Here is a 23058-nt window from a genome sequence, read left to right on the forward strand (position 1 = left end):
CGAGGGTATGGGATCAGTTGTCGCGGCGCAGCATCCGGCTGACACCGGCCGCGACGGTCGTCGCCAGGATCCAGCCGGACGCCGTGATGCCCGCGGCCACCCAGTTGTCCGCGCCGTGCATATACCAGCGCGACTTGTTGCCGAAGTCCACGATCGGCACGAGCAGGTCGGCCGTGTAGATCACCGGATTCCACTGCAGGCCGGTGTCCTGCTGGTTGACCAGGCAGCGCTTGCCGTCGCTGATCGCGTACAGGCCGGGGTGCGTGACGCAGTCGTCGGTGCCGAGGCCGAACCACAGGCTGCCGACCACGAGCAACATCAGCAGCCAGCCCAGCGCGCGCACCGGCCGGTAGCCGTAGCCGACCATCGACCGCTGCAGCCAGCTCCACAACAGCACGCCGGGGCCGAAGATCTTGAAGCCCTTGGCCAGCGCTTCGTAGCGGAACTGCTGCTTGCGCAACCCCACCGTCGACGCGTGCTCTTCGTTTCCCGCCGCGCGCAGAGTGGAAGCGAGCTGGTCGTACGGGCCGGGCCGGTAACCGCGCATCGCCTTGCGCAGCAGGACGATCCGGTGGTCGAGGGACCGGTCGTCGTCGAGCGCGATGCCGACTTTCAGGGCGTCGTAACGGAAGTCGTCAAGCTCGATGCCGTCGGCGGAGGCCCAGAAGTGCTCGTTGTCGCCGAGGGTGCCGCAGTGCGCGCGGCGCAGGATGACCCGGCCGGCGGGCGGTTCGGCGGGCGTGAGCAGGAACTCGTCGGCGGCGACGTCGCTGGCGTCGAGGGCGATCCCGTGCGGGGCAAGGGATCCGAGCCGCGCGCCCCGCAGTTCGAGGCGCCGTGCGATCTGCGCGCCGTCGAGGTTGACGCCGCCCTCCGCGAGGAACGGGCGGTCCTTGTCCTCGGTGAGCACGACGTCACGGCCGATCCGCGCGGTGCGCACGTCGAGCGAGAAGCTGCTGGAGGTGCGCCGGCCGGGGTCGGTGATCTTGGTGCCGCACAGGTTCAGGCTGCCGCCGACCTCCACGCCCTGCAGGCGCAGCGTGCCCTGCACTGTGGCGTCCGTGAGCTGGAGATTTCCGGAGATCTTGGCGCGGCGCGCGGAAAACGCGTCGCGGCCGGGGTGCAGGAACATCGAGTTCCAGGCGAGGAAGTTGCCGCCGACGGTGACGTCCGCCAGCCGCAGCTGGCCGACCGGCACGCGCAGGCTGGTGGCCTCGACGTCGCCGCCGATGGTGGAGCCGTCGAGGTGCAGGGCGCGGTCGTAGAACGGCGCCTGGCGGCCGCGGGCCATCTTGATCTCGGCGCCGGCGAGCCGCAGGGAGCCGCCGATGCGCGCGTTGACCATGCGCAGCGTGCCGAACGCCTGGAGCCCGTCGGACAGCTCGAGGTTCCCGTCGACCTTCAGCCGATCGGCGACGAGCGCGGGCCGCGGGTCGAGGTACGGGTCGTTGGACTTCCACGCGTCCACGACGATGGGCCCGTTCTGGTCCACGGTCAGCTTGGCCTCGCGCAGCACGATGTCACTGTCCACAGTGGCGCTGGGTAGGTAGAGGATCCCGTTGGCGGAGAAGCGTTTGCGCTCACTGGCAGGCCCGTAGTTGTCCACCTCGCAGAGCAGGCTGCCGCCGATGTGGAGGCCGTTGCCGTTGAGCGCGAAGCCGTCCGGGTTGTCGAACGTGGCGCCGGAGAAGTTGACGTTGCCACCCGTGCGCATGCCGGGCAGGCGGACCTCGCCGTTCGCGACCATGCGGTACGCGAGCAGCGCGCCGGTGATCACGAGCCGGTCGCCCTGGATGGCTTTGCCGTGCCGGTGGCTGATGGTGGTGCGGGTGAGCACGACGGACCCGTCGATGACCGCGTCGGTGAGGTTGACGGCGGCGTTGGGCACGCCGCGCTCCCGATCGTCCCCACGCTGGACGGTCGTCTCCTCGATCTCGCGTTCCTCCGGCCCGACCTCCACCATGCTCCGGATCAACCGCAAGTCGTTGCGGCTGCGGAGGTTGCGCGCCTTGAGCCCCGGCAGCCAGCACTTGCGGAAGACCAGCCCCAGCAACGTCGCCTCACGCACGTCCGGCGGATGCTCGAACCGGCACCGCTCGAACCGGAACAGGTAGTTGAGGTCCGCGGCCCGCAGGTCGAGCGTCCCGGTGATGTAGGCGTCCTCGACCTGCACGATGGGCGCGTTGGTGGCCTGCCTGCGCCACCGCAGGATCCCGCCGCTCCCGGGCTTCAGCAGGTCCGCGGCCTTCACCTCGTACCGCTTGTCGGGCACCCCGTCGAACGGATCCAGCGGCGGCAACGTCGTGTCGGTCGGCACGTGCTCCCTTACTCCCCCGGGCATCGGCCCCCAGCGAATCGGATGAGCGACGGGGACGCAAGCGGCCTAATGGAGTAGCCCGGTCAGCGTGTCCAATGCCGGTAACTTGCCGCTCCGCGATGACTACTCATCGTGATATTCGGAGGTAACGCCCGAGCCGGGTGATCTTGCCTGAACCGGACTTGTGCGTGTTCCGTGCCTGCTAAGGTCACTAGCCGGAGCTGGAACAGAACAGAGGGTAGGCCGCACCCCAGGACCCGAGCGGCCCGTGCGGGGAGGCACGACCATGGGAGATCAAGGGACCGGCGGACAGCCGTTCGTGAATCAGTACCTGCAGTCGACCACGTCCGGCAGTTCGACGCAGCCACCTCGGGGGAGCCCGTCAATGCCGCTGCCCGTGGTCGGGCAGGTGGCAACCACGGGTGAGCCGCCGAACTACAAGACGCTCGGTGCCGGCCAGGCGCAAGCGGACTTCGCGTCCGCCGCCGCGAATGGTGGATGGAAATTCGAGCCTGCGGCCATGGCCAAGGTCATCAAAGAGATCGATCAGACCCTCCACACCGACCTCCGCACCGCCCGGAACGAAGCCGCCAACCTCGTGCAGGTCCGAGCGCCCGGCAGCGAAGTCGGCAGCCAGGGCTACGCGGCTACGGCCAAGAACTCCGGCGTCGCCTATCAGCAGTTCCTGGATAGCGCGGTCAACTACCTGACCGCCTACCGTGACAAACTGCAAGAGATCAGCGATGCGTACCAGCGGCAGGACCAAGCCGCGCTCGATGCACTTCGAGGAACCGGAAAGGCCGACTGAATGCACAACCGCCGGATCGCCGCGTCTGCACTCGCGCTTGCCGTTGTCACCATTACCTCCGGCTGTGACGGCACATCGTCGGGTACTGCCACGACGCCGCCTCCTTCGACCACTTCCGGCGGAGGACTTCCGTCCGACGGAGCGCCGAACGTCGCCGAACCTTTGACGAACGCCTCCGCTCTCGAGTCCGACCCTTGCAGCGCAGCAACCTCAGCTCAGATCGAATCACTCGGCGGAAAAGTCGAGAGTGCAACTCCTGAGGACTTGTCCACAGGGCGCCAGTGCGTTTGGACCTACACAGGCGAGTACGGCACGATCAGCGCCGGGCTCGTGGTGGCCAACAAACAGGGCCTGAGTAGCCTCTACGCCAGCAGCAAAGACGGCTCGCTGACAACTTTCAAACCCCAACCGCCGATCAACGGCTACCCGGCCGTTGTCTACGCGCAAGGCGGCGAGGGCGACGGGCGGTGCACACTGGCCGTAGGTATGCGCAACGATCTCACCTATACAATAGACGCTCTCCTCGACACTTCCAATCCGAACCGATCCGACCCATGTAGTATCGCAACAAAGGTAGCTCAATTCGCGATCCAACATTTGAAGGGTGCGTGAAATGACCTACAGCGGCTGGGAGATCTACCAGAAGATACACGAACCTGGCGACACATCCACGCTTACTGCCGCCCAAAATTCCTCCGGGAAACTCAAGGGTATTCACGAGCAGTTGGCGCAGACGATTACCGACACTCAAAGCTCGCTCAACTCCTTTTGGAAAGGCGAAGCCGCGGACGGCGCTGCCGCAGGATTGCGACCACTGATCCAGTCTTCGCAGATCGCAGCTGAGAATCTGGACCGGGCGCAGCGCTCGATGCAGGAACAGGTCACAGCCTTCGCTCACGTACGCGACACGGCACGGCCTGTAGACAAGGATCGGCCGGACGACAATTCGTTCGGAGACTGGATCTCGATCGGCGCGAGCGACGACGAAAAGAAGGCCGCACAGTTCGACTCGGATACCAGATTCAATGTCGATCTGTACGAGCCTTACTACCAGAGCACCCAGCCGCGCTCCTCAACGCTGGCACCCGATTATCCCGCTGCACATGATCCGAACGTGTCGGCCGGTGGGATCACGCCCGATCCGGTTGCCCCCGGGACCACCTCAGGCGGGCATCACAGTTCCGGCAGTGGCGGGCATTCCTCCAGCCATTCCGGTGGTTACAGCGGCGGTCCCAGCTCCTACAGCGCGCCGCCGGGGGCGGCTGGGTATCAGGCGCCTCCGCCGCCCGGGAGTCATGGGGGTGGGCCTGGCGGTGGGGTGAACGTGCCGTCGCCGGGGAGTCCTGGGGACGACCACACCAGTGCGGCCTGGGCGAATCCCTCACCGCCGCCTGCGCAGAGCGGGCCGGTGACCGGTGTGATCGGCAACGGGTTCGGGCCGGGAAGTGGCGGGCCCGGCGGAGGTTCCGGCGGGGGCGGGTTTTCCGGTGGGTTCGGGCCCGTTGGCGGGTTCGGCGGGAGCGGAAGCAGCGGCGGCGGGTTCGGGCCAGGCGCCGGAGCCAAGGCAGGCGGCTTCGGCAGCGGCGGGGCGTCCGGCGGTCGTGCCGGGATCGGGGGCGGGGCAGGCAGCGGAGCCGGCGCCGGCGGCGAAAGTGCCGGGGCCGCGCGGACCGGGATGGGGGCCGGCGCCGCCGGGGCCAAGGGGCAGCCCGGAATGGGCGGCATGGGCCAGGGGGCCAAGGGCGGCAAAGGTGCGGAAGACGAAGAGCACCAACGCAAAGTCCTACTGTCCGAAGAGGACCCGGACTCCATCTTCGGCGGTTACGACGGGGACAAGCCGACGCCACCGGTGATCGGGGCCTAGGCGTGCCGAAGGGGGGAATACTGTGCTGCGCAAGCCCGTGGAGCTGAGCCTGCAGACCTACGAGGTGCTGCTCGAACGCCAGAACCTCGGCGACATCCACCCGACACTCGTTCGCGGGGCGTTGTGGTATTCGCCGGACGAGCGGCGGCAGCTGGCGGCCGACACGGATGCCGAGTTGGCTCAGCGGGGTCTGGTGCGGGGTGGGCGGCTTGACGACGACTTCGTCGAGACACTCAATGTCCTGCAGCGGCCCGGCGTCGAGTACTACTCGTGGGTTAAGTCGGACCGGGGGGAGCGGACCGTTCGGGTCGCGGCGAGTGGGCGGGATGCGGTGTCGGTGGTCACGGTGAACCAGACGCTCTATTTGGCGCCGTGCACGCCGGACGCGCTGGCGCGCGAGTTCACCGCGATGCTGCCGGAAGCGCCCGCCGCGCACATCGCTTCTCTGAATTGCTCCGACACCGACCTGAACCTGATCAAGAGCGGCGAAATCCCCAGCACGAGCAACCCGAGCATCCGCGACGCCAAAAAGGTGCTGCAGTGGCTGAAAGCCCCGCACACCTACTTCGGACGGCTGTACGTCGCCGTGCGCGACAGCCGCGGAAAACGGCTGCGCAACGAGAATCCGCCCGGCTGGGTCGACACCGAGCAGGGCCGCATCCTGTTCGGCGTCGACAAGTCCGGCTGGGTCAGCCTGGCCGGCGCCGGGCCGCAGGACATCGCGAAGAAAGTCCAGCAGCTGGAAGGCGAACTGCGCAGCGGACGCTGAAAGACGCTGAAACCGGTGTGGCCGCCCCCAAATCAGGAGGCGGCCACACCGGTCAGGCAAAACTCAGGCGTTCGGGTTCAACACCCGGGCCAGGAATTCCTTCGTACGCTCGTGCTGAGGATTGCCGATCACCTGCGCCGGCGGACCTTCCTCGACCACGACGCCGCCGTCCATGAAGAGGACCTTGTCGGCCACCTCGCGGGCGAACTGCATTTCGTGGGTGACCACGACCATCGTCATGCCGTCCTTCGCCAGTTGGCGCATGACGCCGAGGACGTCGCCGACCAGTTCCGGGTCCAGGGCTGACGTGGGCTCGTCGAAGAGCATCAGCTTGGGCTGCATGGCCAACGCGCGCGCGATGGCCACGCGTTGCTGCTGCCCGCCCGAGAGCTGCGCCGGATAATTCGGCGCCTTGTCCCCGAGGCCGACGCGCTCCAACAACTCCAGCGCTCGCTCGCGGACTTGCGCCTTCGGCTCGCGGCGGACCTGGATCGGCGCCTCCATGACGTTCTCCAGCGCCGTCATGTGCGGGAAGAGGTTGAAGCGCTGGAACACCATGCCGATGTCCTTGCGCTGGAACGCGACCTCCTTCTCCCGCAGCTCGTGCAGCTTGTCGCCGCGCTGGCGGTAGCCCACCAGGACACCGTCGACGTACAGCCGGCCGGCGTCGATCTTCTCCAGGTGGTTGATGCAGCGCAGCAAGGTCGACTTGCCCGAGCCGGACGGGCCGATCAGGCAGAGCACCTCGCGATCGTGCACCTCCAGGTCGATGCCCTTCAGCACTTCGAGGTTGCCGAAGCTCTTACAGATCTTCTGCGCGGAAACGACCGGGGTCACGGCTGGCCACCGCCGCCCTGGCCACCGCCGCCGTTGCCGAACCGGAAGCCGAGCATTCGTGAACCCCACTTGTTCTTCTCGGCGACTGTCCGCGAACTACCACGCGCGAACCGCTTTTCGATCTGCACCTGGATGATCGTCAGGATCGACGTCATGAACAGGTACCAGATCACGGCCGTCAGCAGCAGGGGGATGGTCTTGAAGTTCTGCGCGTAAATGGTCTGGACCGCGACCATCAGCTCGAAGTACCCGATGGACACCACCAGCGACGTGGTCTTCAGCATCGCGATCGTCTCGTTGCCGGTCGGCGGGACGATCACGCGCATGGCCTGCGGCAGGATGATCCGGCGCAACGTGGTGGTGCGCTTCATGCCCAGCGCGGACGCAGCCTCCAGTTGGCCGCCGTCGATCGACTGGATGCCGCCGCGGACGATCTCGGCCATGTACGCCGCTTCGTTGAGCCCGAGGCCCAGCAGCGAGGCGGTGAACTGGTTGATCAGCGTGTTCGTGTCCCACGAGACGAACTCCGGGCCGAACGGGATGCCCAGGCCGAGCCGCGGGTACGCGAACGCCAGGAAGTTCCAGAACACCAGCTGGGTGAGCAGCGGGGTGCCGCGGAACAGCCAGATGTAGATGCCCGCCGCGCCCTTCATCAGCGGGTTCGGCGAAAGCCGCATGACGGCCAGCAGCACGCCGCCGACCACGCCGATGACCATGGAGATCACGGTCAGGATCAGGGTGTTCTGCAGGCCGCGCAGCACCCGGTCGTTGAACAGGTACTCCCAGACGACCGGCCAGCCCAGGTTGTCGTTCGTGATCAGGCTGCGGACGATGATGAACGCGAGGAAGAGGATGACCACCCCGGCCACCCAGCGCCCGTAGTGGCGCACCGGGACGGCCTTGATGGGTTCGGTGTCGACGGAGGCCTCGGGCGGAGGCGCGTCGAGTGAACTGGACACGGAAAACTACGTCCTATCTCCTACGACCTCAGGAAGCCGGGTTGATCTCGGACGTGGCGACCGCGCCGGCACTCGAAAGACCCCACTTCTCCAGGATCTTCTTGTACGTGCCGTCGGTGATCAGGGCCTGGACCGCGCCCTGCACCGCCTTGCCGTAGTCGCCGCTGCCCTTCTTCAGCACGATGCCGTAGGGCGCGGTGTCGTACGGCGCGCCGACGACCTCGAGCTGCCCGCCGGTCTGCTTGACCGCGTAGTCGACGACCGGGGAGTCGGCCAGCTCGCCCTGCACGCGCTTGGCCGTGAGGGCCAGGTTGACGTCGGTCTGGGCCTGCAGCTGGGTGACGTCGATGGCCGGCTTGCCCGCGGCTGTACAGGTGTCGGAGCGCTTCTGCAGGTCGTCGACCTGCGTGGTGCCCTTCTGGACGCCCATCTTCTTGCCGCAGAGGTCGTCGACGCTCAGCTTGTCGGGGTTGCCCTTGAGCACGGCCATCGAGGTGCCGGCCTTGTAGTAGCTGATCATGTCGACGGTCTGGAGCCGTTCGGCGTTGATGCTGAACGACGACATCGCCATCTCGTACTTGGCGGACTGGATGCCGGGGATGATGCCGTCGAAGGCGGCGTTCTGGAACTCCATCTTGAGGCCGAGCTTCTGCCCGACCGCGGTGCCCAGGTCGACGTCGAAGCCGCTGACCTTGCCGCTCTCGTCCTGGAACTCGTTCGGCGGGTAGCTCTGGTCCTGGCCGACCAGGATCTTGCCGTCGGCCGAGATCGCCGCCGGGACCATCGCCGCGAGCTTGTCGTCCTTGGCCGCCGCCGGGATGTCCGCCGAGCCGCCCGGGGCCGCCGCGGAGGAATTGCCCCCGGCGTCACCCGCGCCGCTTCCGCCCGCGCCGCAGGCCATGGTCAGGCCGACCAACGCGAAAGCAGGGAGAAGGGCGAGCGCCTTCATCTGGTGTCCTCGGGCCACTTCGTCACTCCTCGTAGTTCTCAACTGTCGAGAGCACGCATATTGCCACTCGTAAGCGGGTATGCCCAGCACCCGTACGTTACGGGGCCGTTTCGCACTGGACAGGTATCACAGTGAGTGTCGCGCCGAGGCCTCGCTGTAGGTCAGGATGTCGACCATGAACAGTTACCCGGGTCCCCGCCTGCCGCCTGCCGGGCGACGTGCGCGAACGGTGAAGGGGCGGCGCGCCGCGAAACCCGGAGCGCAGTTCGACGGGTACCTCGCGCCGGAGCGGCCGCACGCCGGCGCGTACGACGAGATGTTCGACGGCGACGGCACCGTTCGCGGGCCGTACCGCGCGCTGTACGAGTCCATCGCCTCGCTCGACGCGGCCGACCTCACCAACCGCTCCCAGGCGCTCGACCGCGCGATGGTCGACCAGGGCATCACGTTCTCGCTGTCCGGCCAGGAGCGGCCCTTCCCGCTGGACCTGGTGCCCCGCGTGATCCAGGCCGCCGAATGGGCCAAGCTGGAACGCGGGGTGGCGCAGCGGGTGCGCGCGCTCGAGGCGTTCCTGGCGGACATCTACGGCGACCGGCAAATCCTGCGCGACGGCGTGCTGCCGCGCCGGCTGATCACCTCGTGCGAGCACTTCCAGCGCGAGGCGTACGGCATCAACCCGCCCAACGGCGTCCGCATCCACGTGTCCGGTGTGGACCTGGTCCGTGACGAGGAGGGCACCTTCCGGGTGCTCGAGGACAACCTCCGGAACCCGTCCGGGGTCTCCTACGTGATGGAGAACCGCCGGACCATGGCGCGGGTGTTCCCGGACCTGTTCGCCCAGCACCGGGTACGGCCGGTCGGTGATTACGCGTCGCACCTGCTGCGGGCCCTGCGCGCGGCGGCCGCGCCGAACGTCGCCGACCCGACGGTCGTGGTGCTCACCCCCGGCGTCTACAACTCCGCCTACTTCGAGCATTCGCTGCTCGCCCGCCAGATGGGCGTCGAGCTGGTCGAGGGCCGCGACATGTTCTGCCGCGACAACGTCGTCTACCTGCGCACCACCGAGGGCGAGCGGCCGGTGGACGTGATCTACCGGCGGATCGACGACGAGTTCCTCGACCCCGTGCACTACCGGCCGGACTCCGTGCTCGGCATCGCCGGGGTGCTCAACGCGGCCCGCGCGGGCAACGTGGTGGTCGCGAACGCCATCGGCAACGGCGTCGGCGACGACAAGCTGATGTACACCTACGTGCCCGAGATGGTCCGCTACTACCTGGGCGAGAAGCCGCTGCTGCCCAATGTGGACACCTTCCGGTGCTGGCTGCCGGACGAGTTCGACCACGTCATGCAGCACACCGACGAGCTGGTGGTCAAGCCCGTGGAGGGCTCCGGTGGCTACGGCATCGTGTTCGGCCCGGAGGCGGACAAGAAGGAGCTGGACGCGCTGCGCCGCAAGGTGCGCGCGAACCGGCGCGGCTGGATCGCGCAGCCGGTGGTGCAGCTGTCCACCGTGCCGTCCAAGGTGGACGATCGGCTCGCTCCGCGGCACGTGGACCTGCGCCCGTTCGCGGTGAACGACGGCAAGGACATCTTCGTGCTGCCCGGCGGGCTGACCCGGGTGGCGCTGCCCGAGGGCAGCCTGGTGGTCAACTCATCGCAGGGCGGCGGCTCGAAGGACACCTGGGTGCTCGCCTCGCGCTCGTCCACAGTGGAACGCGAGCTGGACCGCCCGGCGCTCGGCGAAGTGTCCGCAGTGGACGGTCTGGCCGCCGAGCAGGGGCCGGAGCTGTCCGCGGCCCAGCAGCAACAGCAGCAGCAACAGAGCTGAGGGAGGTTCGCAAATGCTGGCACGCAACGCGGAGTCGCTGTACTGGATCGGCCGGTACGTCGAACGCGCCGATGACACCTCCCGCATCCTCAACGTCTCGGTCCACCAGCTGCTGGAGGACGCGAGCGTCGACCCGGACCACGCGAGCCGGCAGCTGCTCGCCGTCCTCGGCATCAAGACGGACGGGGCGGACTCGCTGGACGTCTGGAAGCTCACCGAGCTGGTGGCGTACGCGAAGGACAACCCGGCGTCCATCGTCGGCTCCATCAACTCCGCCCGGGAGAACACCCGCGGCGCGCGCGAGGTGGTGTCCACCGAGCTGTGGGAGTGCCTCAACGCGACCTGGAACGCGGTCCCGGACCGCCAGCGGTACGCGCGGCGCGCCGGGCCGCACGCGTTCCTGTCCTTTGTGGAGGAACGCGCGGCCATGTTCGCCGGGCTCGCCGACTCCACCATGAGCCGCGACGACGGCTGGCTGTTCATGGTGCTCGGCCGCTCGGTGGAGCGCGCGGACATGGTCGTGCGGCTGCTGCTCTCGCGGGTCTCGGACCGCGCTTCGTCGCCGGGCTGGATGACGGTGCTCAGCTCGGCCGGCGCGCAGGACACCTACCTGCGCACCAACCGCGGCGCGCTCGACGCCGGCCGGGTGGTGCAGTTCCTGTTGCGGGACACGCTGTTCCCGCGTTCGGTCTTCCACGCGCTGCGCCAGGCGGAGGACTGCCTGCGCCAGCTCGACCCGGGTGTGAACGCGCGTGGCAACGAGAAGTCCGAGGCGCTGCGGCTGGTCGGCCGGGCGCGCAGCGAGCTGGAGTTCCTGCACCCGTCGGCGCTGCTGGACGACCTGCCCCGCCGGCTCGGCGGGCTGCAGACCACGATCAAGGACCTCGGTGAGGCGGTTTCGGTGCAGTACTTCCACACGTCGCCGTGGGTGGCCTGGAGCGGGGCGGAGGTTTCGCTGTGACCTGGCAGCTCCGGGTGACGCACCGGACCGGATACCGGTACGCGACGCCGGCCACGCAGTCGTACAACGAGGCGCGCCTGACCCCGCGGTCCGACCGCCGGCAGACCGCGCTGGCGACGCGCATCGAGACCACCCCCGCCACGCGCGCCTACCGGTACACGGATTACTGGGGCACCGTCGTGACGTCCTTCGACCTGCACGCGCCGCACACCGAGTTCACCGTGCTGGCGACGTCGGTGGTCGAGACCGCGGACGAGGCCGAGCCGCTGCGTTCGGCGTCGTGGAAGGAATTGCACGGCGAGACCGTCATCGACCACCGCACCGAGTACCTGACGCCGACGGACTACACGCCGCGGGACCAGGAGCTGTCCAAACAGGCCCGTGAGCTGCGCAAGGGCCTCGACCCGGCGGACGCGGTGCTGGCGGTGTGCGAGTGGGTGAACCAACAGCTCAAGTACCAGCCGGGCACCACCGGCGTGCACAGCACGGCGACCGATTCGTGGCGGGCGCGCGAGGGCGTCTGCCAGGACTTCGCGCACGTCACGCTGGTGATGCTGCGCGCCATCGGCGTCCCGGCGCGGTACGTCTCGGGTTACCTGCACACGAAGTCCGACGCCAAGCTCGGCGAGACGGTGGAGGGCGAAAGCCACGCCTGGGTCGACGTATGGACCGGCGGCTGGTGGGCCTACGACCCGACGAACGGCATCCCGGTCGGCCCGCGGCACGTGTGGGTCGCGACCGGGCGGGACTACGCGGACGTGGCGCCGTTGAAGGGGATCTTCACCGGCGGTGGCCAGTCCACTTTGGACGTCTCGGTGCAGCTGACCCGGCTGGCCTGACTCAGGCGACGCGCTGAACCGCTTCGCCCGAAACGCCCCAATGTGGCGTTGGTTGCGTCCAACGCACCCAATGATGCTCCTATGGTTGGTCAAGGGGTGAGGTGTTGGAGGGCGGCGAGGTCTGCTGTGAGGTGTGGGTAGATGTTGCGGGCGATGTAGCGTTTGAGTTTGCGGATGATGTGTTTTCCGTTGCTGCGGTTGGGTGTTCGGTGTGTGGTGACGTAGTCGCGGGTGGGTTGGTGGGTGGCCATGCGGGTGATGGTGATGCGGTAGAGGGCGGCGTTGGCGTGGCGGTCGCCGCCGCGGTTGAGTCGGTGCCGGTCGGTGAGGCCTGAGCTGGCTTGGTGGGGTGCGGTGCCGGTGAGCATGGCGAAGGCGGGTTCGCTGCGGAGGCGGTCGGGGTTGTTGCCGGCGGTGATGAGCAGTTGGCCGGTGGTGTCGGGGCCGAGGCCGTGCTGGGCGAGGGTGCGGGGCGCGATGAGGGTGATCAGGGCGGTGAGCTGGGTGTTGAGCCGGGTGACGGCCTGGTCGTAGTGGCTGATCATGGTGGCGAGATCGTGCAGCGCGATGCGGGTGGCGGTGCCGGCGTCGAGCAGGGCGTGGGCGAGGCCGGTGCCGGTGTTGTCGGTGCCGGGCAGGGCCAGGCAGGCTGCCAGCAGCCGTGCCGGGGTGAGTCCGGTGAGCTGTTCGCGCAGATCGTCGGGTGCGGTGACGAGCAGGGCGCGCAGGGTGTTCCAGGCGGCGGTGCGGGCTTTGATCCAGGTGTCGCGGGTGCCGCGCAGCACCCGCACCGACTCGATCGGGCCGGTGCGGAGTTTAGGGGCGGCGGTGGCGTCGCCGGACTGCGTCGCCGCGGCGGCGCTGATCGCGTCCAGCGGGTCTGTCTTGCCTTGCCGGCGTCGTTTCTGCCGGTTCGGCCGGTTGACCTCCACCACCCGGACGTGCTCACCGGTCAGGTAGCGGGTCAGCCCGGCCCCGTAGGAGCCGGTGCCCTCCACCCCGACCGCGGTGACCGTGCCGAAGCCACGCAACCAGGCCAGCAGTGCCTGGTAGCCGGCACCGGTCGCGGCGAACCGGCGGGTGCCCAGCACCTGCCCGAGCGCGTTCTTCACCGCGGCCCAGTGGAAGTCACGATGGGTGTCCACCCCCGCCGTGATCACCTGCCCGGTGGCCGCGGCATCGGCGGTGACAGGGGCGGGCTGGGTTTTACCGGGGAGTTTTGCCATGCTGGTCGTGTCGTTCCTTCTCGGATGGTTCTGGGCGGGCAACGGCACCCCACCGAACCGCGGTGAGCGGACAACACTGTGATCAGCGGCCTGCGGCTACAGGCTCCTATCAGGTCACACACCCCGCACCCGGTGAGGCAAGCGGGACCACCGGGCCGGCCGACAGATCATTGGACAGACACCAACGGTCAGTGGCATACAGAGTCACACCGGCCCGGTGACCCCACCCCCACATCCTCACAGTGGCGTTCGGTGCGTCCAACGCACCGAACGCCACATTGGGGCGCAAGCCGGGAAGCCGGGACCGGCGGTTCAGCCCCGCGCGTGGGCGTCCAGGATGTGCGCCACTGCCTCGGTGACCTGGTGCGCGTAGTCCAGGTTCAGCCATTCGTCCGGGACGTGGATGTTCGAGTCGGCCCCGCAGGCGCCGGTGACCAGGAACTGCGCGTCCGGGTACTTCTCGCCGAGCAGGCCCATGAACGGGATGGACCCGCCCATGCCGGCGGCGCGGTGCGGGCGGCCGAAGACCTCGTCGCTGACGCGGCGCAGCGCGGCGGTCAGCCACGGCGCCTCCTCGGGGGCGTTCCAGCCGTCCTCGGCCTGGGCGTCGTCCGCGATGGTCACCTTCGCGCCGTACGGGACGTCCGTGGTCAGCGCCGTGCGGACGGCCGCGAGGGCCGCGTCCGAGTCAGCCGTCGGCGGGAGGCGGAAGGACAGCGTGAGCGTGGTGCTCTCGCGCAGCACGTTGCCGGCGTCGGCGGGCAGCGGGAAGCCGTCGGCGCCGATGATCGACAGCGTGGGCCGCCAGTAGTTGTTGAGCAGCAGCTCCAGCGCGTCCTCGCTGACCGTCTTGCCGCCGCTGACCAGCGGGAACACCGTGCGCAGGCCATCCGGGGCGACCTCGGCGACGGCCTCGATCTCGGCCAGCCGGCTGGCCGGGACCTCGACGTTCAGCTCGGCGAGCTTGATCTCGCCGGTCTCAGCGTCTTCCAGCCGCTCCAGCAGCTGGCGCAGGACGCGGAACGAGCTGGCGACCACGCCGCTGGCCAGGCCGGAGTGCTGCGCGGCGGCGAGCAGCTGCACGTTCACGGTCAGGTGCAGCATGCCGCGAAGGCTGGTGGTGAGCCAAAGCCGCTCGTAGTCCATGCCGCCCGCGTCGAGGCAGACGACCAGCGACACCTCGCCGAGCCGCTCGGCCAGGTGCGCCACGTACGCGGGCAGGTCCGGGCTGCCGGACTCCTCGCCCGTCTCGAGCAGCAGCACGGCGCGCGCGTGCTCACCGCCGGCGGCGTGCACGGCCTCGAGCGCCGACACCGCGGCGTACCCGGAATAACCGTCGTCCACCGAGCCGCGGCCGTAGAGCCGGCCGTCGCGGACCACCGGGGTCCACGGGTCGAGGCCCTCGGACCAGCCGCCGACCGGGGGCTGTTTGTCGAGGTGGCCGTACATCAGCACGGTGCCCTGGTCGACGGCGCCGGCGGTGGCGGGCACGTCGACGTAGAGCAGCGGGGTCCGGCCGTCGAGCTGGACGACCTCGATCTTCGCGCCCGGCAGCGACCGGCCTTCGATCCACGTCTTCACGTGCTCGACGGCGGCGGCCAGGTGCCCCGAGTTCACCCAGTCCGCGTCGAACGCCGGGGACAGCGCCGGGATCGCGACCAGACCGGACAAGCTCGCCACGACGTCGCTGATCCACGTCGAGACCACGGTTTCACGTACGGATTTCTGTTCCACACCAGCCATCCTGCCACGGTGACCGACGTCACGGACGGGCTCGAGCCGGTGAGGCGCGACACCCGTGCGCGCCCGGCGGCCACCCGGTGACGCCTGGTGAACGCCGGTCGGGAAGACCGACCATCGTCGGTCCCATACTCGGGCGTCCGAGCGTTTTCGCTGTTCAGGACCGGTTTCTCAGCAACAAATCAGCAACCACGGCTCACCATCGGCCTAATCTTCGTGCCAGGATGTCGGCGAGAACCGTCAACGCCGACGGTGGCCTGACGCCTCGGACCCGAGGCGCCGGTCCCGCCGGTGCAGTCGCTGTGGCCGCCACAAGCGGCCGCCAGAGGCACCGACACCGAGGAGAACAGCGCATGCCGTCCGAACAGTGGACGCACCCGGAACCTGGAGACGGACCGGCCGCGGTATCGGCCCAGCCATCCCCCGAACAGGTGATCGCCGGTTTGCGAGCAACAAGTGAAGGTGGCGCTGAGCTGACTCAGCTGCTCACCCCCGAGGGCGAGCGGATCCCGTCGCCGCAGTTCGACAAGTACATCGCCGACGTCGACGAAGAGATGCTCAAGAATCTCTACCGCGACATGGTGCTGGTGCGCCGCGCCGACCGCGAGGCCAACGCGATGCAGCGCCAGGGCCAGCTCGGCATCTGGGTCCCGCTGCTGGGCCAGGAGGCCGCGCAGATCGGCTCCGGCCGCGCGCTGGAACAGCGGGACATGGCCTTCCCGAGCTATCGCGAGCACGGCGTCGCGTACGCGCGCGGCGTGGACATGCGCGAGCTGCTGGGCATCTTCCGGTGCACGGACCACAGTGGCTGGGACTACAAGGCCCACGGCTTCCACCCGTACACGATCGTCATCGGCAACCAGGTCCTGAACGCGGCCGGTTATGCGATGGGCCAGAAGTTCGAGGGCAAGGTCGGTGACGACGACGGCGAAGCCACGATCTGCTACTTCGGTGACGGCGCGACTTCGCAGGGCGACGTGCACGAGGGCTTCGTCTGGGCCGCGGTCTACGACGCGCCGCTCGTGTTCTTCTGCCAGAACAACCAGTGGGCCATCTCGGAGCCGACCGAGCGCCAGTCGCGCCTGCCGCTGTACCAGCGCGCCCGCGGCTACGGCTTCCCCGGCATCCGGGTGGACGGCAACGACGTGCTCGCCTGCCTCGCCGTGACCCGGTGGGCGCTGGAGGAGTGCCGGCACGGCAACGGCCCGGTGCTGATCGAGGCCTTCACCTACCGCATGGACGCCCACACCACCACCGACGACCCCTCCCGCTACCGGCTCTCGGACGAGCTGGAGGAGTGGAAGCTGAAGGACCCGATCGAGCGCGTCCGGGCCTACCTGGCCCGCGGCGGCGGCGCCGACCACGGCTTCTTCGACCAGGTCCAGGCCGAGGCCGACCAGTTCGCGGCCGAGCTGCGCGAGTACACGTTCAACATGCCGGAGCCGCCGCCGGAGCGGATCTTCGAGAACGTCTACGCCGAGCCCTCCCCGGTGCTGGACGCCCAGCGCGAAGAGTTCCTGTCCTATTTGGACGGTTTTGCCACGGCGGGTGAGCACTGATGGACCTCCAGAAGCTGACCATCGGCAAGGCGCTCAACCTCGGCCTTCGCCGGGCGATGGAAGAGGACCCGAAGGTCCTGATGATGGGCGAGGACGTCGGCAAGCTCGGCGGCGTCTTCCGGATCACCGACGGGCTGCAGAAGGACTTCGGCGAGCAGCGCGTGCTGGACACGCCGCTGGCCGAGTCCGGCATTATCGGCACCGCGGTCGGCCTGGCCGTGCGCGGATTCCGGCCGGTGTGCGAGATCCAGTTCGAGGGCTTCATCTTCCCCGGGTTCGACCAGATCTCCTCGCAGCTGGCGAAGCTGCACTACCGCACGCAGGGCAAGATCAAGATGCCCGTGGTCATCCGGGTGCCGTTCGGCGGCGGGATCGGCGCGGTGGAGCACCACTCCGAGTCGCCGGAATCGCTGTTCTCGCACATCGCCGGGCTCAAGGTGGTCTCGATCTCCAACGCGGTGGACGCGTACTGGGGCATCCAGGAGGCCATCAAGTCCGACGACCCGGTGCTGTTCTTCGAGCCGAAGAAGCTGTACCACTCGGGCGCGCTGAAGATGGAGGTGGACACCGGCACGTCGCCGGGCCGCGTCTTCCGCTCGCAGGTGGTGCGCGAGGGGACCACGGCCACGGTCGTCGCGTACGGCCCGTCCGTGAAGGTGGCGCTCGACGCCGCCGCGGCCGCCGCCGACGAGGGCAAGTCGCTCGAGGTCATCGACCTGCGCACGCTCTCGCCGCTCGACCTCGGCCCGGTGTTCGAGTCGGTGCGCAAGACCGGACGGCTGATCGCGGTCAGCGAGGCGCCGTCGGAATCGTCGCTGACCTCGGAGATCGCCGCCCGCGTCCAGCAGGAGTGCTTCTACTCGCTGGAGGCCCCCGTGCTGCGCGTGGCCGGGTTCGACACGCCGTACCCGCCGGCCAAGCTCGAGGAGTACTACCTCCCCGACCTGGACCGGGTGCTGCACACCGTCGACCGATCACTGGCCTGGTGAGGGGGGTTCATGCCCGAGTACAAACAGTTCCCCCTGTCCGACACGGCCGAGGGGCTGACCGAGGCCGACATCCTCGCCTGGCACGTGAAGCCGGGCGACACGGTCACGGTCAACCAGATCGTGGTGGAGATCGAGACCGCGAAGGCGGCCGTCGAGCTGCCCATCCCGTGGGCCGGCGTGGTCACCGAGCTGCACGTGGAGCCGGGGCAGACGGTTGAGGTCGGCACGCCGATCCTGACCATGGACGTCGACCCCGGTGGCGCGGCTGCCCCGGTCGCCGCCCCCGTCACGGCTGCCGCTCCGGAGGCACCGGCCGAGGAGGAGATGAAGCCGCTGGTCGGCTACGGCTCCAAGGCCGTGGTCACGAAACGGCGGGAGCGCAAGGGTTCGGCGCCCGCTCCGGCGGCGGCCGTTGCCGCGCCGCCCCCTCCGTCGGTTCCGGCAGCTCCGGTGGCTCCGGTACCGGCTGTGGCGGAAAAGCCGCGCGGCGGTTACGTCCCGCTGGCCAAGCCGCCGGTCCGCAAGCTGGCCAAGGACCTGGGCGTCGACCTGCACGCCCTGTCCGGTACGGCCGGCGGCGTCATCACGCGTGAAGACGTCGAGCGCGCGGCCAACGGATCGACGCCGGCCGTTACTCAGCCGTCCACTGTGGACGCCGGATACGACCCGGCCACGCGTGAGCGCCGGGTGCCGATCAAGGGCGTCCGCAAGGCGACCGCGAACGCGATGGTGCAGAGCGCCTTCACGGCCCCGCACGTCACGGAGTTCCTGACCGTGGACGTCACGCCGATGATGGAGCTGCGCGAGAAGCTGAAGAAGTCGCGCGAGTTCGCCGGCACCAAGCTGACCCCGCTGGCGTTCGCGGCCAAGGCCGTGTGCCTGGCGGCGAGGCGCACGCCGGACGTCAACGCGGTGTGGGACGAGGCGGCGCAGGAGATCGTCTACAAGGACTACGTGCACCTCGGCATCGCGGCGGCGACCCCGCGCGGTCTGGTCGTGCCGAAGATCCGCGACGCCGATTCCCTGTCACTCAAGGAACTCGCGCTCGCGCTGACGGACCTGACCGACGTCGCGCGCGAGGGCAAGACCACCCCCGCGGCGATGGCGAACGGCACCATCACGATCACCAACGTCGGCGTCTTCGGCGTCGACACCGGCACACCCATCATCAACCCGGGCGAGTCGGCGATCCTGGCGGTCGGCGCCATCCGCGACACCCCGTGGGTGGTGGACGGCGAGATCGTGGTCCGCAAGGTGATGCAGCTGTCGCTGAGCTTCGACCATCGCGTGATCGACGGCCAGCAGGGCTCGGAGTTCCTGGCCGACGTCGGCGCGCTGCTCGCCGACCCGGCGGTGGCGATCACGTACTGACCGAGTAGCCGAAAAGGGGCCTTCCGTACCTGGGAGGCCCCTTTTTCGTGTGTTCGATTCCGGTGAAGTCCTTACCCTGCAACAGGTTCCTCCGCACAGCGCCAGCACAGCCAACTGACAGTACCGGCCCAGAAAACGATCTTACTGTGGGTTTGTAAGCAGTTACTCAAGCTGTGCAGGAGTTTCCGACATGAGCCGTTCCCTCTACTCCGCACCCGCGTCACCGGCAGTCCACATTCCCGAACCACCACCGCCACCTCGCACACTCGTAGACATCTTCGCCCGGACTGTGGACCGATATCCGCACGCGACCGCACTCGACGACGGCGCCACACGGTTCAGCTACCGCGCGCTCGCCGACCGCGTCGAACGGGCCGCCCGCAAACTGCGTGCCCACGGCATCGGCCCCGGCGACCGGGTGGGGATCGCGATCCCGTCCGGCACCGCCGATCTGTACGCGGGCATCCTGGCCGTGCTGGCCGCGGGCGCGGCGTACGTGCCGGCCGACTTCGACGAGCCCGCCGAACGCGCCGAGCTGGTCTTCTCCGAGGCGCGTGTCTGCGCCGTGCTCCGCCCGGACCTGCGGATGCGCCCGGACCTCGCGCTCGCCGAGGGCGCCCGTCGTCGGCTCGGCCCGTCCGACGACGCGTGGGTGATCTTCACGTCCGGCTCCAGCGGCACACCGAAGGGCGTCGCGGTGACCCACCGGTCGGCCGCGGCGTTTGTGGACGCGGAGGCGACGCTGTTCCTGCAGGAGCGCCCGATCAGCCCGGCCGACCGCGTGCTGGCCGGGCTCTCGGTCGGCTTCGACGCATCCTGCGAGGAGATGTGGCTGGCCTGGCGGCACGGCGCTTGCCTGGTGCCCGCGCCGAGGTCGGTGGTACGCGCGGGTCCGGACCTCGGGCCGTGGCTGGCGCGGCGCCGGATCACAGTGGTCTCGACCGTCCCGTCGCTGGCCATGCTCTGGCCGCCCGAGCTGCTGGACGGCGTGCGGCTGCTGGTCTTCGGCGGTGAGGGCTGCCCGGCGGAGCTGGTGGACCGGCTCGACGACGGCCGTCGCGAAGTGTGGAACACCTACGGCCCGACCGAGGCCACAGTCGTCTCCACGGCGACGCGCCTGCGCGCCGGGGAGCCGGTACGGATCGGGGTGCCGTTGCCGGGCTGGCGGGTCGCCGTGGTCGACCCCGAAGGCGCGCCGGTCCCGCAGGGGGCGACCGGCGAGCTGATGATCGGCGGCGTCGGCCTGGCGCGGTACCTCGATCCGGAGAAGGACGCCCGCGCGTACCCGCCGATGCCCCGGCTGGGCTGGGACCGCGGTTACCGCAGCGGTGACCTGGTCCGGGCCGATCCGGCGGGCCTGGTGTTCCTCGGCCGCGCGGACGACCAGGTGAAGATCGGCGGCCGTCGGATCGAGCTGGGCGAGGTGGAGGCGGCGCTGCTGGCGCTGCCTCGGGTGACCGCGGCCGCGGCGGCGGTCCGGGGCGGAATGGTGCTGGTCGGATACCTGCTGGTGGACGGCCCGTTCGACGCCGAAGCCGCGCGCGCCCAGCTGGCGAAACGGCTGCCCCACGGGCTGGTGCCGACGCTGGCCGTGCTCCCGGATTTCCCGCTCAGCGCGGCCGGCAAGGTGGACCGCAAGGCGCTGCCGTGGCCGTTGCCCGCCGAGCCCAAGCCGTCCGATGTCGCCGAGACGGCCGAAGTGCCGCAACGGCTGCGCGCGGACCTGGCGTGGATCGCGCAGCGCTGGGCCGAGTTGTTCGGCGTCACTCCCGCGCCGAGTTCGGACTTCTTCGGTGACGGCGGCACGAGCCTCGCCGCCGCCCGGCTGATCTCCGCGCTGCGCCCGCGTTTCCCGGACGCGTCGATCACCGACCTCTACCAGCACCCGGGCCTGCTGGACCTGACCGAGCACCTGGTCGGCGCGGGCAGTGCGGCGGTCGAGGTGCTCGAGCCGGTACGGCCGCTGTCCCGGCGCTCCGGTGCCCTGCAAACCCTGCTTTACGTGCTGCTGCAATGGATTCCCGGCATGCGGTGGACCCTTGCGGTGCTCGCCGGTGCCGCCGTTTTCGACTCGCTGACCGGCGACGCGACCGTCCCGCTCGCCGGCTGGATCGCCATCGCGGCCGGCCTCCTGCTGGCGTTCTCCTCGCCTGGCCGGGTGCTCGTCGCCGGACTCGGCGCCCGGCTGCTGCTCCACCGGCTGCGCCCCGGCGCGTATCGCAAGGGCGGGTCCGTCCACATGCGACTGTGGACGGCCGAGCGGCTCGCCGCCGTGGTCGATGTCGCCGGACTGCCGGGCACCACCTGGAACCTGCGTTACGCGCGGCTGCTGGGCAACCGCGTCGGCCGCGAGGTCGACCTGCACACGCTGCCGCCGGTCACCGGGCTCGGGCGTTTCGGCGACCGATGCGCGGTCGAGCCCGAGGCCGACGTCGCGGGCTGGTGGCTGGACGGGAACACGCTGCACGTCGGCACCGTCGAGGTCGGCGCGGACGCCTCCGTGGGCAGCCGCGCGACGCTGATGCCGGGCAGCGTGGTCGGCGACGGCGCCGTGGTACCGCCGGGCACTTTCGTCCGCGACACCGTGCCCAGTGCCTCCGTTTCGGACGAACGCCCGCCGGTCAAACGCCGCTGGCGACTCGCGTACGCGCTGACCCCGGTGCTGTCCGGCCTGATCATGCTGATCGCCGTGCTGCCCGCGGCCGCCGTGTACACCTGGCTCGGCCTCACTACCGGCGACACGCTGTCCAGCCTGGTCTGGCTGGTCCCGCCGCTCGGCGTGGTGACCTTGCTGCTCAACGCGGGCCTCACCGCGGTGCTGGTCCGGCTGGCCGGACGCGGGCTGCGGCCCGGCTCGCACCCGGTGCACAGCCGCGCCGGCTGGGCCGCCTGGCTGGTGCAGCGGCTGGTGACCAGCGCCCGGAACAGCGCTTTTCCGCTGTACGCGAGCCTCGTGACGGGCCTGTGGCTGCGGCTGCTGGGCGCGTCGATCGGACGCCGCACCGAAGCGTCCACTGTGGTCGGTCTGCCGCAGATGATGTCGGTGGGCGCCGGGAGTTTCCTCGCCGACGACTCGGTGCTCGCGCCGTACCGGCTACGCGGCGGCCGCGTCGAGATCGGCCGGGCCACGGTGGACGACCAGGCCTTCATCGGCAACTCCGCCGAGGTCGCGCCCGGGCGCACGGTCCACTCCGGCTCGCTGATCGGCGTCCTCTCGCACGCCCCGGCGACCGCCGAGCCCGGCACGTCGTGGCTGGGCCGTCCGGCGATGGCGATCCCGCGCCGCGCCACCGTGACCGACTCGGCCCGGACGTACGCGCCGTCTTGGCAGCTGGTGATGCGACGCGCACTCGTCGAGCTGACCCGACTGGTGCCGACCGCCCTCGGCGCGATGCTCGGTTACGCGGTGTTCGTGCTGATCGAAGCCGTCTCGACCGGGCTCGGGATCCCGCTGGCGTTCGCGCTTTCCGGCCCGATCCTGCTCGGCGCCGGGGTGGTCGCGACGCTGCTGGCGCTGGCCGCGAAATGGCTGTTCAACCGGCGGGTCCGCGCGTCCGAGCACCCACTGTGGAGCGGTTTCGTGTGGCGCAACGAGCTGGTGGCCGTCTACCACGAGGAGCTGGTGATGCGCTGGCTCGGCCCGGCGGTGCTCGGCACGCCGGTGTTCAGCGCGGTGCTGCGGGCGCACGGCGCGAAGATCGGCCGCGGCGTCAGCATCGAGACCAAGTGGCTGCCGGAGCCGGACCTGGTCAGCGCCGGCGACGGGGTGGTGGTCAACCGCGGCTGCGTGGTGCAGACCCACCTGTTCCAAGACCGGATCCTGCGGCTCGGCCCGGTGCGGCTGGACGCGGGCGCCACCCTCGGGCCGCACACCGTGGCCCTGTTCGACACCCACCTCGGGCACGACTGCTCGATCGGGGCTAACTCCCTGGTCATGCGCGGTGAGACGGTGCCGGCCCAGCGCCGGTTCGAGGGCAACCCGGTCGCGCCCGCCTAAAATCCAGTTGACGGAGTGAGCACTCACTCCGTACCTTGGACCGCA

General features: G+C 69.6%; 17 protein-coding genes. 11 read left to right on the plus strand and 6 right to left on the minus strand.

All coding sequences use genetic code 11. The features are described from left to right. Positions 1-13: 13 nt before the first annotated feature. Positions 14-2341, minus strand: coding sequence for an oxidoreductase (locus tag OG371_RS14650; RefSeq protein WP_329069498.1), 2328 nt, complete (start codon positions 2339-2341; stop codon positions 14-16). A gap of 361 nt (positions 2342-2702) precedes the next feature. On the opposite strand from OG371_RS14650, the gene OG371_RS14655 reads away from it, so the two are divergent. The 4 genes from OG371_RS14655 to OG371_RS14670 are packed head-to-tail and all read left to right on the plus strand — an operon-like array spanning position 2703 to position 5758. Next, positions 2703-3125, plus strand: coding sequence for a PE domain-containing protein (locus OG371_RS14655; protein ID WP_329069500.1), 423 nt, complete (start codon positions 2703-2705; stop codon positions 3123-3125). Then, on the plus strand, positions 3126-3737 hold the full coding sequence (locus OG371_RS14660; RefSeq protein WP_329069503.1) for a DUF3558 domain-containing protein: 612 nt from the start codon (positions 3126-3128) through the stop codon (positions 3735-3737). A 1-nt stretch (position 3738) separates the two neighbouring features. After that, positions 3739-4989: a hypothetical protein gene (locus tag OG371_RS14665; RefSeq protein WP_329069505.1), complete on the plus strand. Its 1251-nt coding sequence runs from the start codon at positions 3739-3741 to the stop codon at positions 4987-4989. Positions 4990-5011: 22 nt separating this feature from the next. Then, positions 5012-5758 (plus strand): ESX secretion-associated protein EspG, encoded by a 747-nt coding sequence (locus OG371_RS14670; protein ID WP_329069507.1) that lies wholly within the window; start codon positions 5012-5014, stop codon positions 5756-5758. A 63-nt stretch (positions 5759-5821) separates the two neighbouring features. On the opposite strand, the gene OG371_RS14675 is transcribed toward OG371_RS14670, so the two are convergent. From OG371_RS14675 to OG371_RS14685, 3 genes are read right to left on the minus strand one after another with little or no spacing between them, the layout of a single operon-like run. Next, positions 5822-6595 carry an amino acid ABC transporter ATP-binding protein gene (locus OG371_RS14675; RefSeq protein WP_329069509.1) on the minus strand — a complete coding sequence of 258 codons (774 nt, stop codon included), beginning with the start codon at positions 6593-6595 and terminating at the stop codon, positions 5822-5824. Beyond that, on the minus strand, positions 6592-7554 hold the full coding sequence (locus tag OG371_RS14680) for an amino acid ABC transporter permease (RefSeq protein WP_329069511.1): 963 nt from the start codon (positions 7552-7554) through the stop codon (positions 6592-6594). Before OG371_RS14680 ends, OG371_RS14675 begins: the two co-directional genes overlap by 4 nt. Positions 7555-7582: 28 nt before the next feature. Further along, positions 7583-8503: an ABC transporter substrate-binding protein gene (locus tag OG371_RS14685; protein WP_329069513.1), complete on the minus strand. Its 921-nt coding sequence runs from the start codon at positions 8501-8503 to the stop codon at positions 7583-7585. A gap of 166 nt (positions 8504-8669) precedes the next feature. On the opposite strand from OG371_RS14685, the gene OG371_RS14690 reads away from it, so the two are divergent. Genes OG371_RS14690 through OG371_RS14700 form a run of 3 tightly spaced genes read left to right on the plus strand, consistent with a single transcriptional unit; the run spans position 8670 to position 12131 of the window. After that, the gene (locus OG371_RS14690) at positions 8670-10331 is read left to right on the plus strand and encodes a circularly permuted type 2 ATP-grasp protein (protein ID WP_329069515.1); all 1662 of its coding nucleotides are present in this window, start codon (positions 8670-8672) and stop codon (positions 10329-10331) included. A 13-nt stretch (positions 10332-10344) separates the two neighbouring features. Further along, a complete protein-coding gene (locus OG371_RS14695) occupies positions 10345-11292 on the plus strand; it encodes an alpha-E domain-containing protein (protein ID WP_091624777.1) in 948 nt (315 codons plus the stop codon). After that, positions 11289-12131 (plus strand): transglutaminase family protein, encoded by an 843-nt coding sequence (locus OG371_RS14700; protein ID WP_329069519.1) that lies wholly within the window; start codon positions 11289-11291, stop codon positions 12129-12131. The genes OG371_RS14695 and OG371_RS14700 overlap by 4 nt, the downstream gene beginning before the upstream one ends. An 89-nt stretch (positions 12132-12220) precedes the next feature. Here the strand turns inward: OG371_RS14700 and OG371_RS14705 are convergent, their stop codons facing one another. Both OG371_RS14705 and OG371_RS14710 read right to left on the minus strand, forming a co-directional pair. Next, complete coding sequence (locus OG371_RS14705) at positions 12221-13357, minus strand: IS110 family transposase (RefSeq protein WP_329069521.1); 1137 nt, start codon at positions 13355-13357, stop codon at positions 12221-12223. A 312-nt stretch (positions 13358-13669) separates the two neighbouring features. After that, positions 13670-15091, minus strand: a complete 1422-nt coding sequence (locus OG371_RS14710; RefSeq protein WP_329073061.1) for a M20/M25/M40 family metallo-hydrolase — start codon at positions 15089-15091, stop codon at positions 13670-13672. Between the two features lie 359 nt (positions 15092-15450). Here OG371_RS14710 and pdhA point away from each other — a divergent pair, with 359 nt between their 5' ends. The 4 genes from pdhA (at position 15451) to OG371_RS14730 (ending at position 23013) form a co-directional block, all read left to right on the plus strand. Then, complete coding sequence (gene pdhA, locus OG371_RS14715; protein ID WP_329069523.1) at positions 15451-16656, plus strand: pyruvate dehydrogenase (acetyl-transferring) E1 component subunit alpha; 1206 nt, start codon at positions 15451-15453, stop codon at positions 16654-16656. Then, the gene (locus tag OG371_RS14720) at positions 16653-17645 is read left to right on the plus strand and encodes an alpha-ketoacid dehydrogenase subunit beta (protein WP_329073063.1); all 993 of its coding nucleotides are present in this window, start codon (positions 16653-16655) and stop codon (positions 17643-17645) included. Before pdhA ends, OG371_RS14720 begins: the two co-directional genes overlap by 4 nt. A 9-nt stretch (positions 17646-17654) precedes the next feature. Next, a complete protein-coding gene (locus OG371_RS14725; protein WP_329069526.1) occupies positions 17655-19016 on the plus strand; it encodes a dihydrolipoamide acetyltransferase family protein in 1362 nt (453 codons plus the stop codon). 190 nt (positions 19017-19206) lie between these two features. Then, positions 19207-23013 carry a Pls/PosA family non-ribosomal peptide synthetase gene (locus tag OG371_RS14730; RefSeq protein WP_329069529.1) on the plus strand — a complete coding sequence of 1269 codons (3807 nt, stop codon included), beginning with the start codon at positions 19207-19209 and terminating at the stop codon, positions 23011-23013. The last annotated feature ends 45 nt before the right edge of the window (positions 23014-23058 follow it).

It is taken from the genome of Amycolatopsis sp. NBC_01480 (genome assembly GCF_036227205.1).
GTDB lineage: Bacteria > Actinomycetota > Actinomycetes > Mycobacteriales > Pseudonocardiaceae > Amycolatopsis.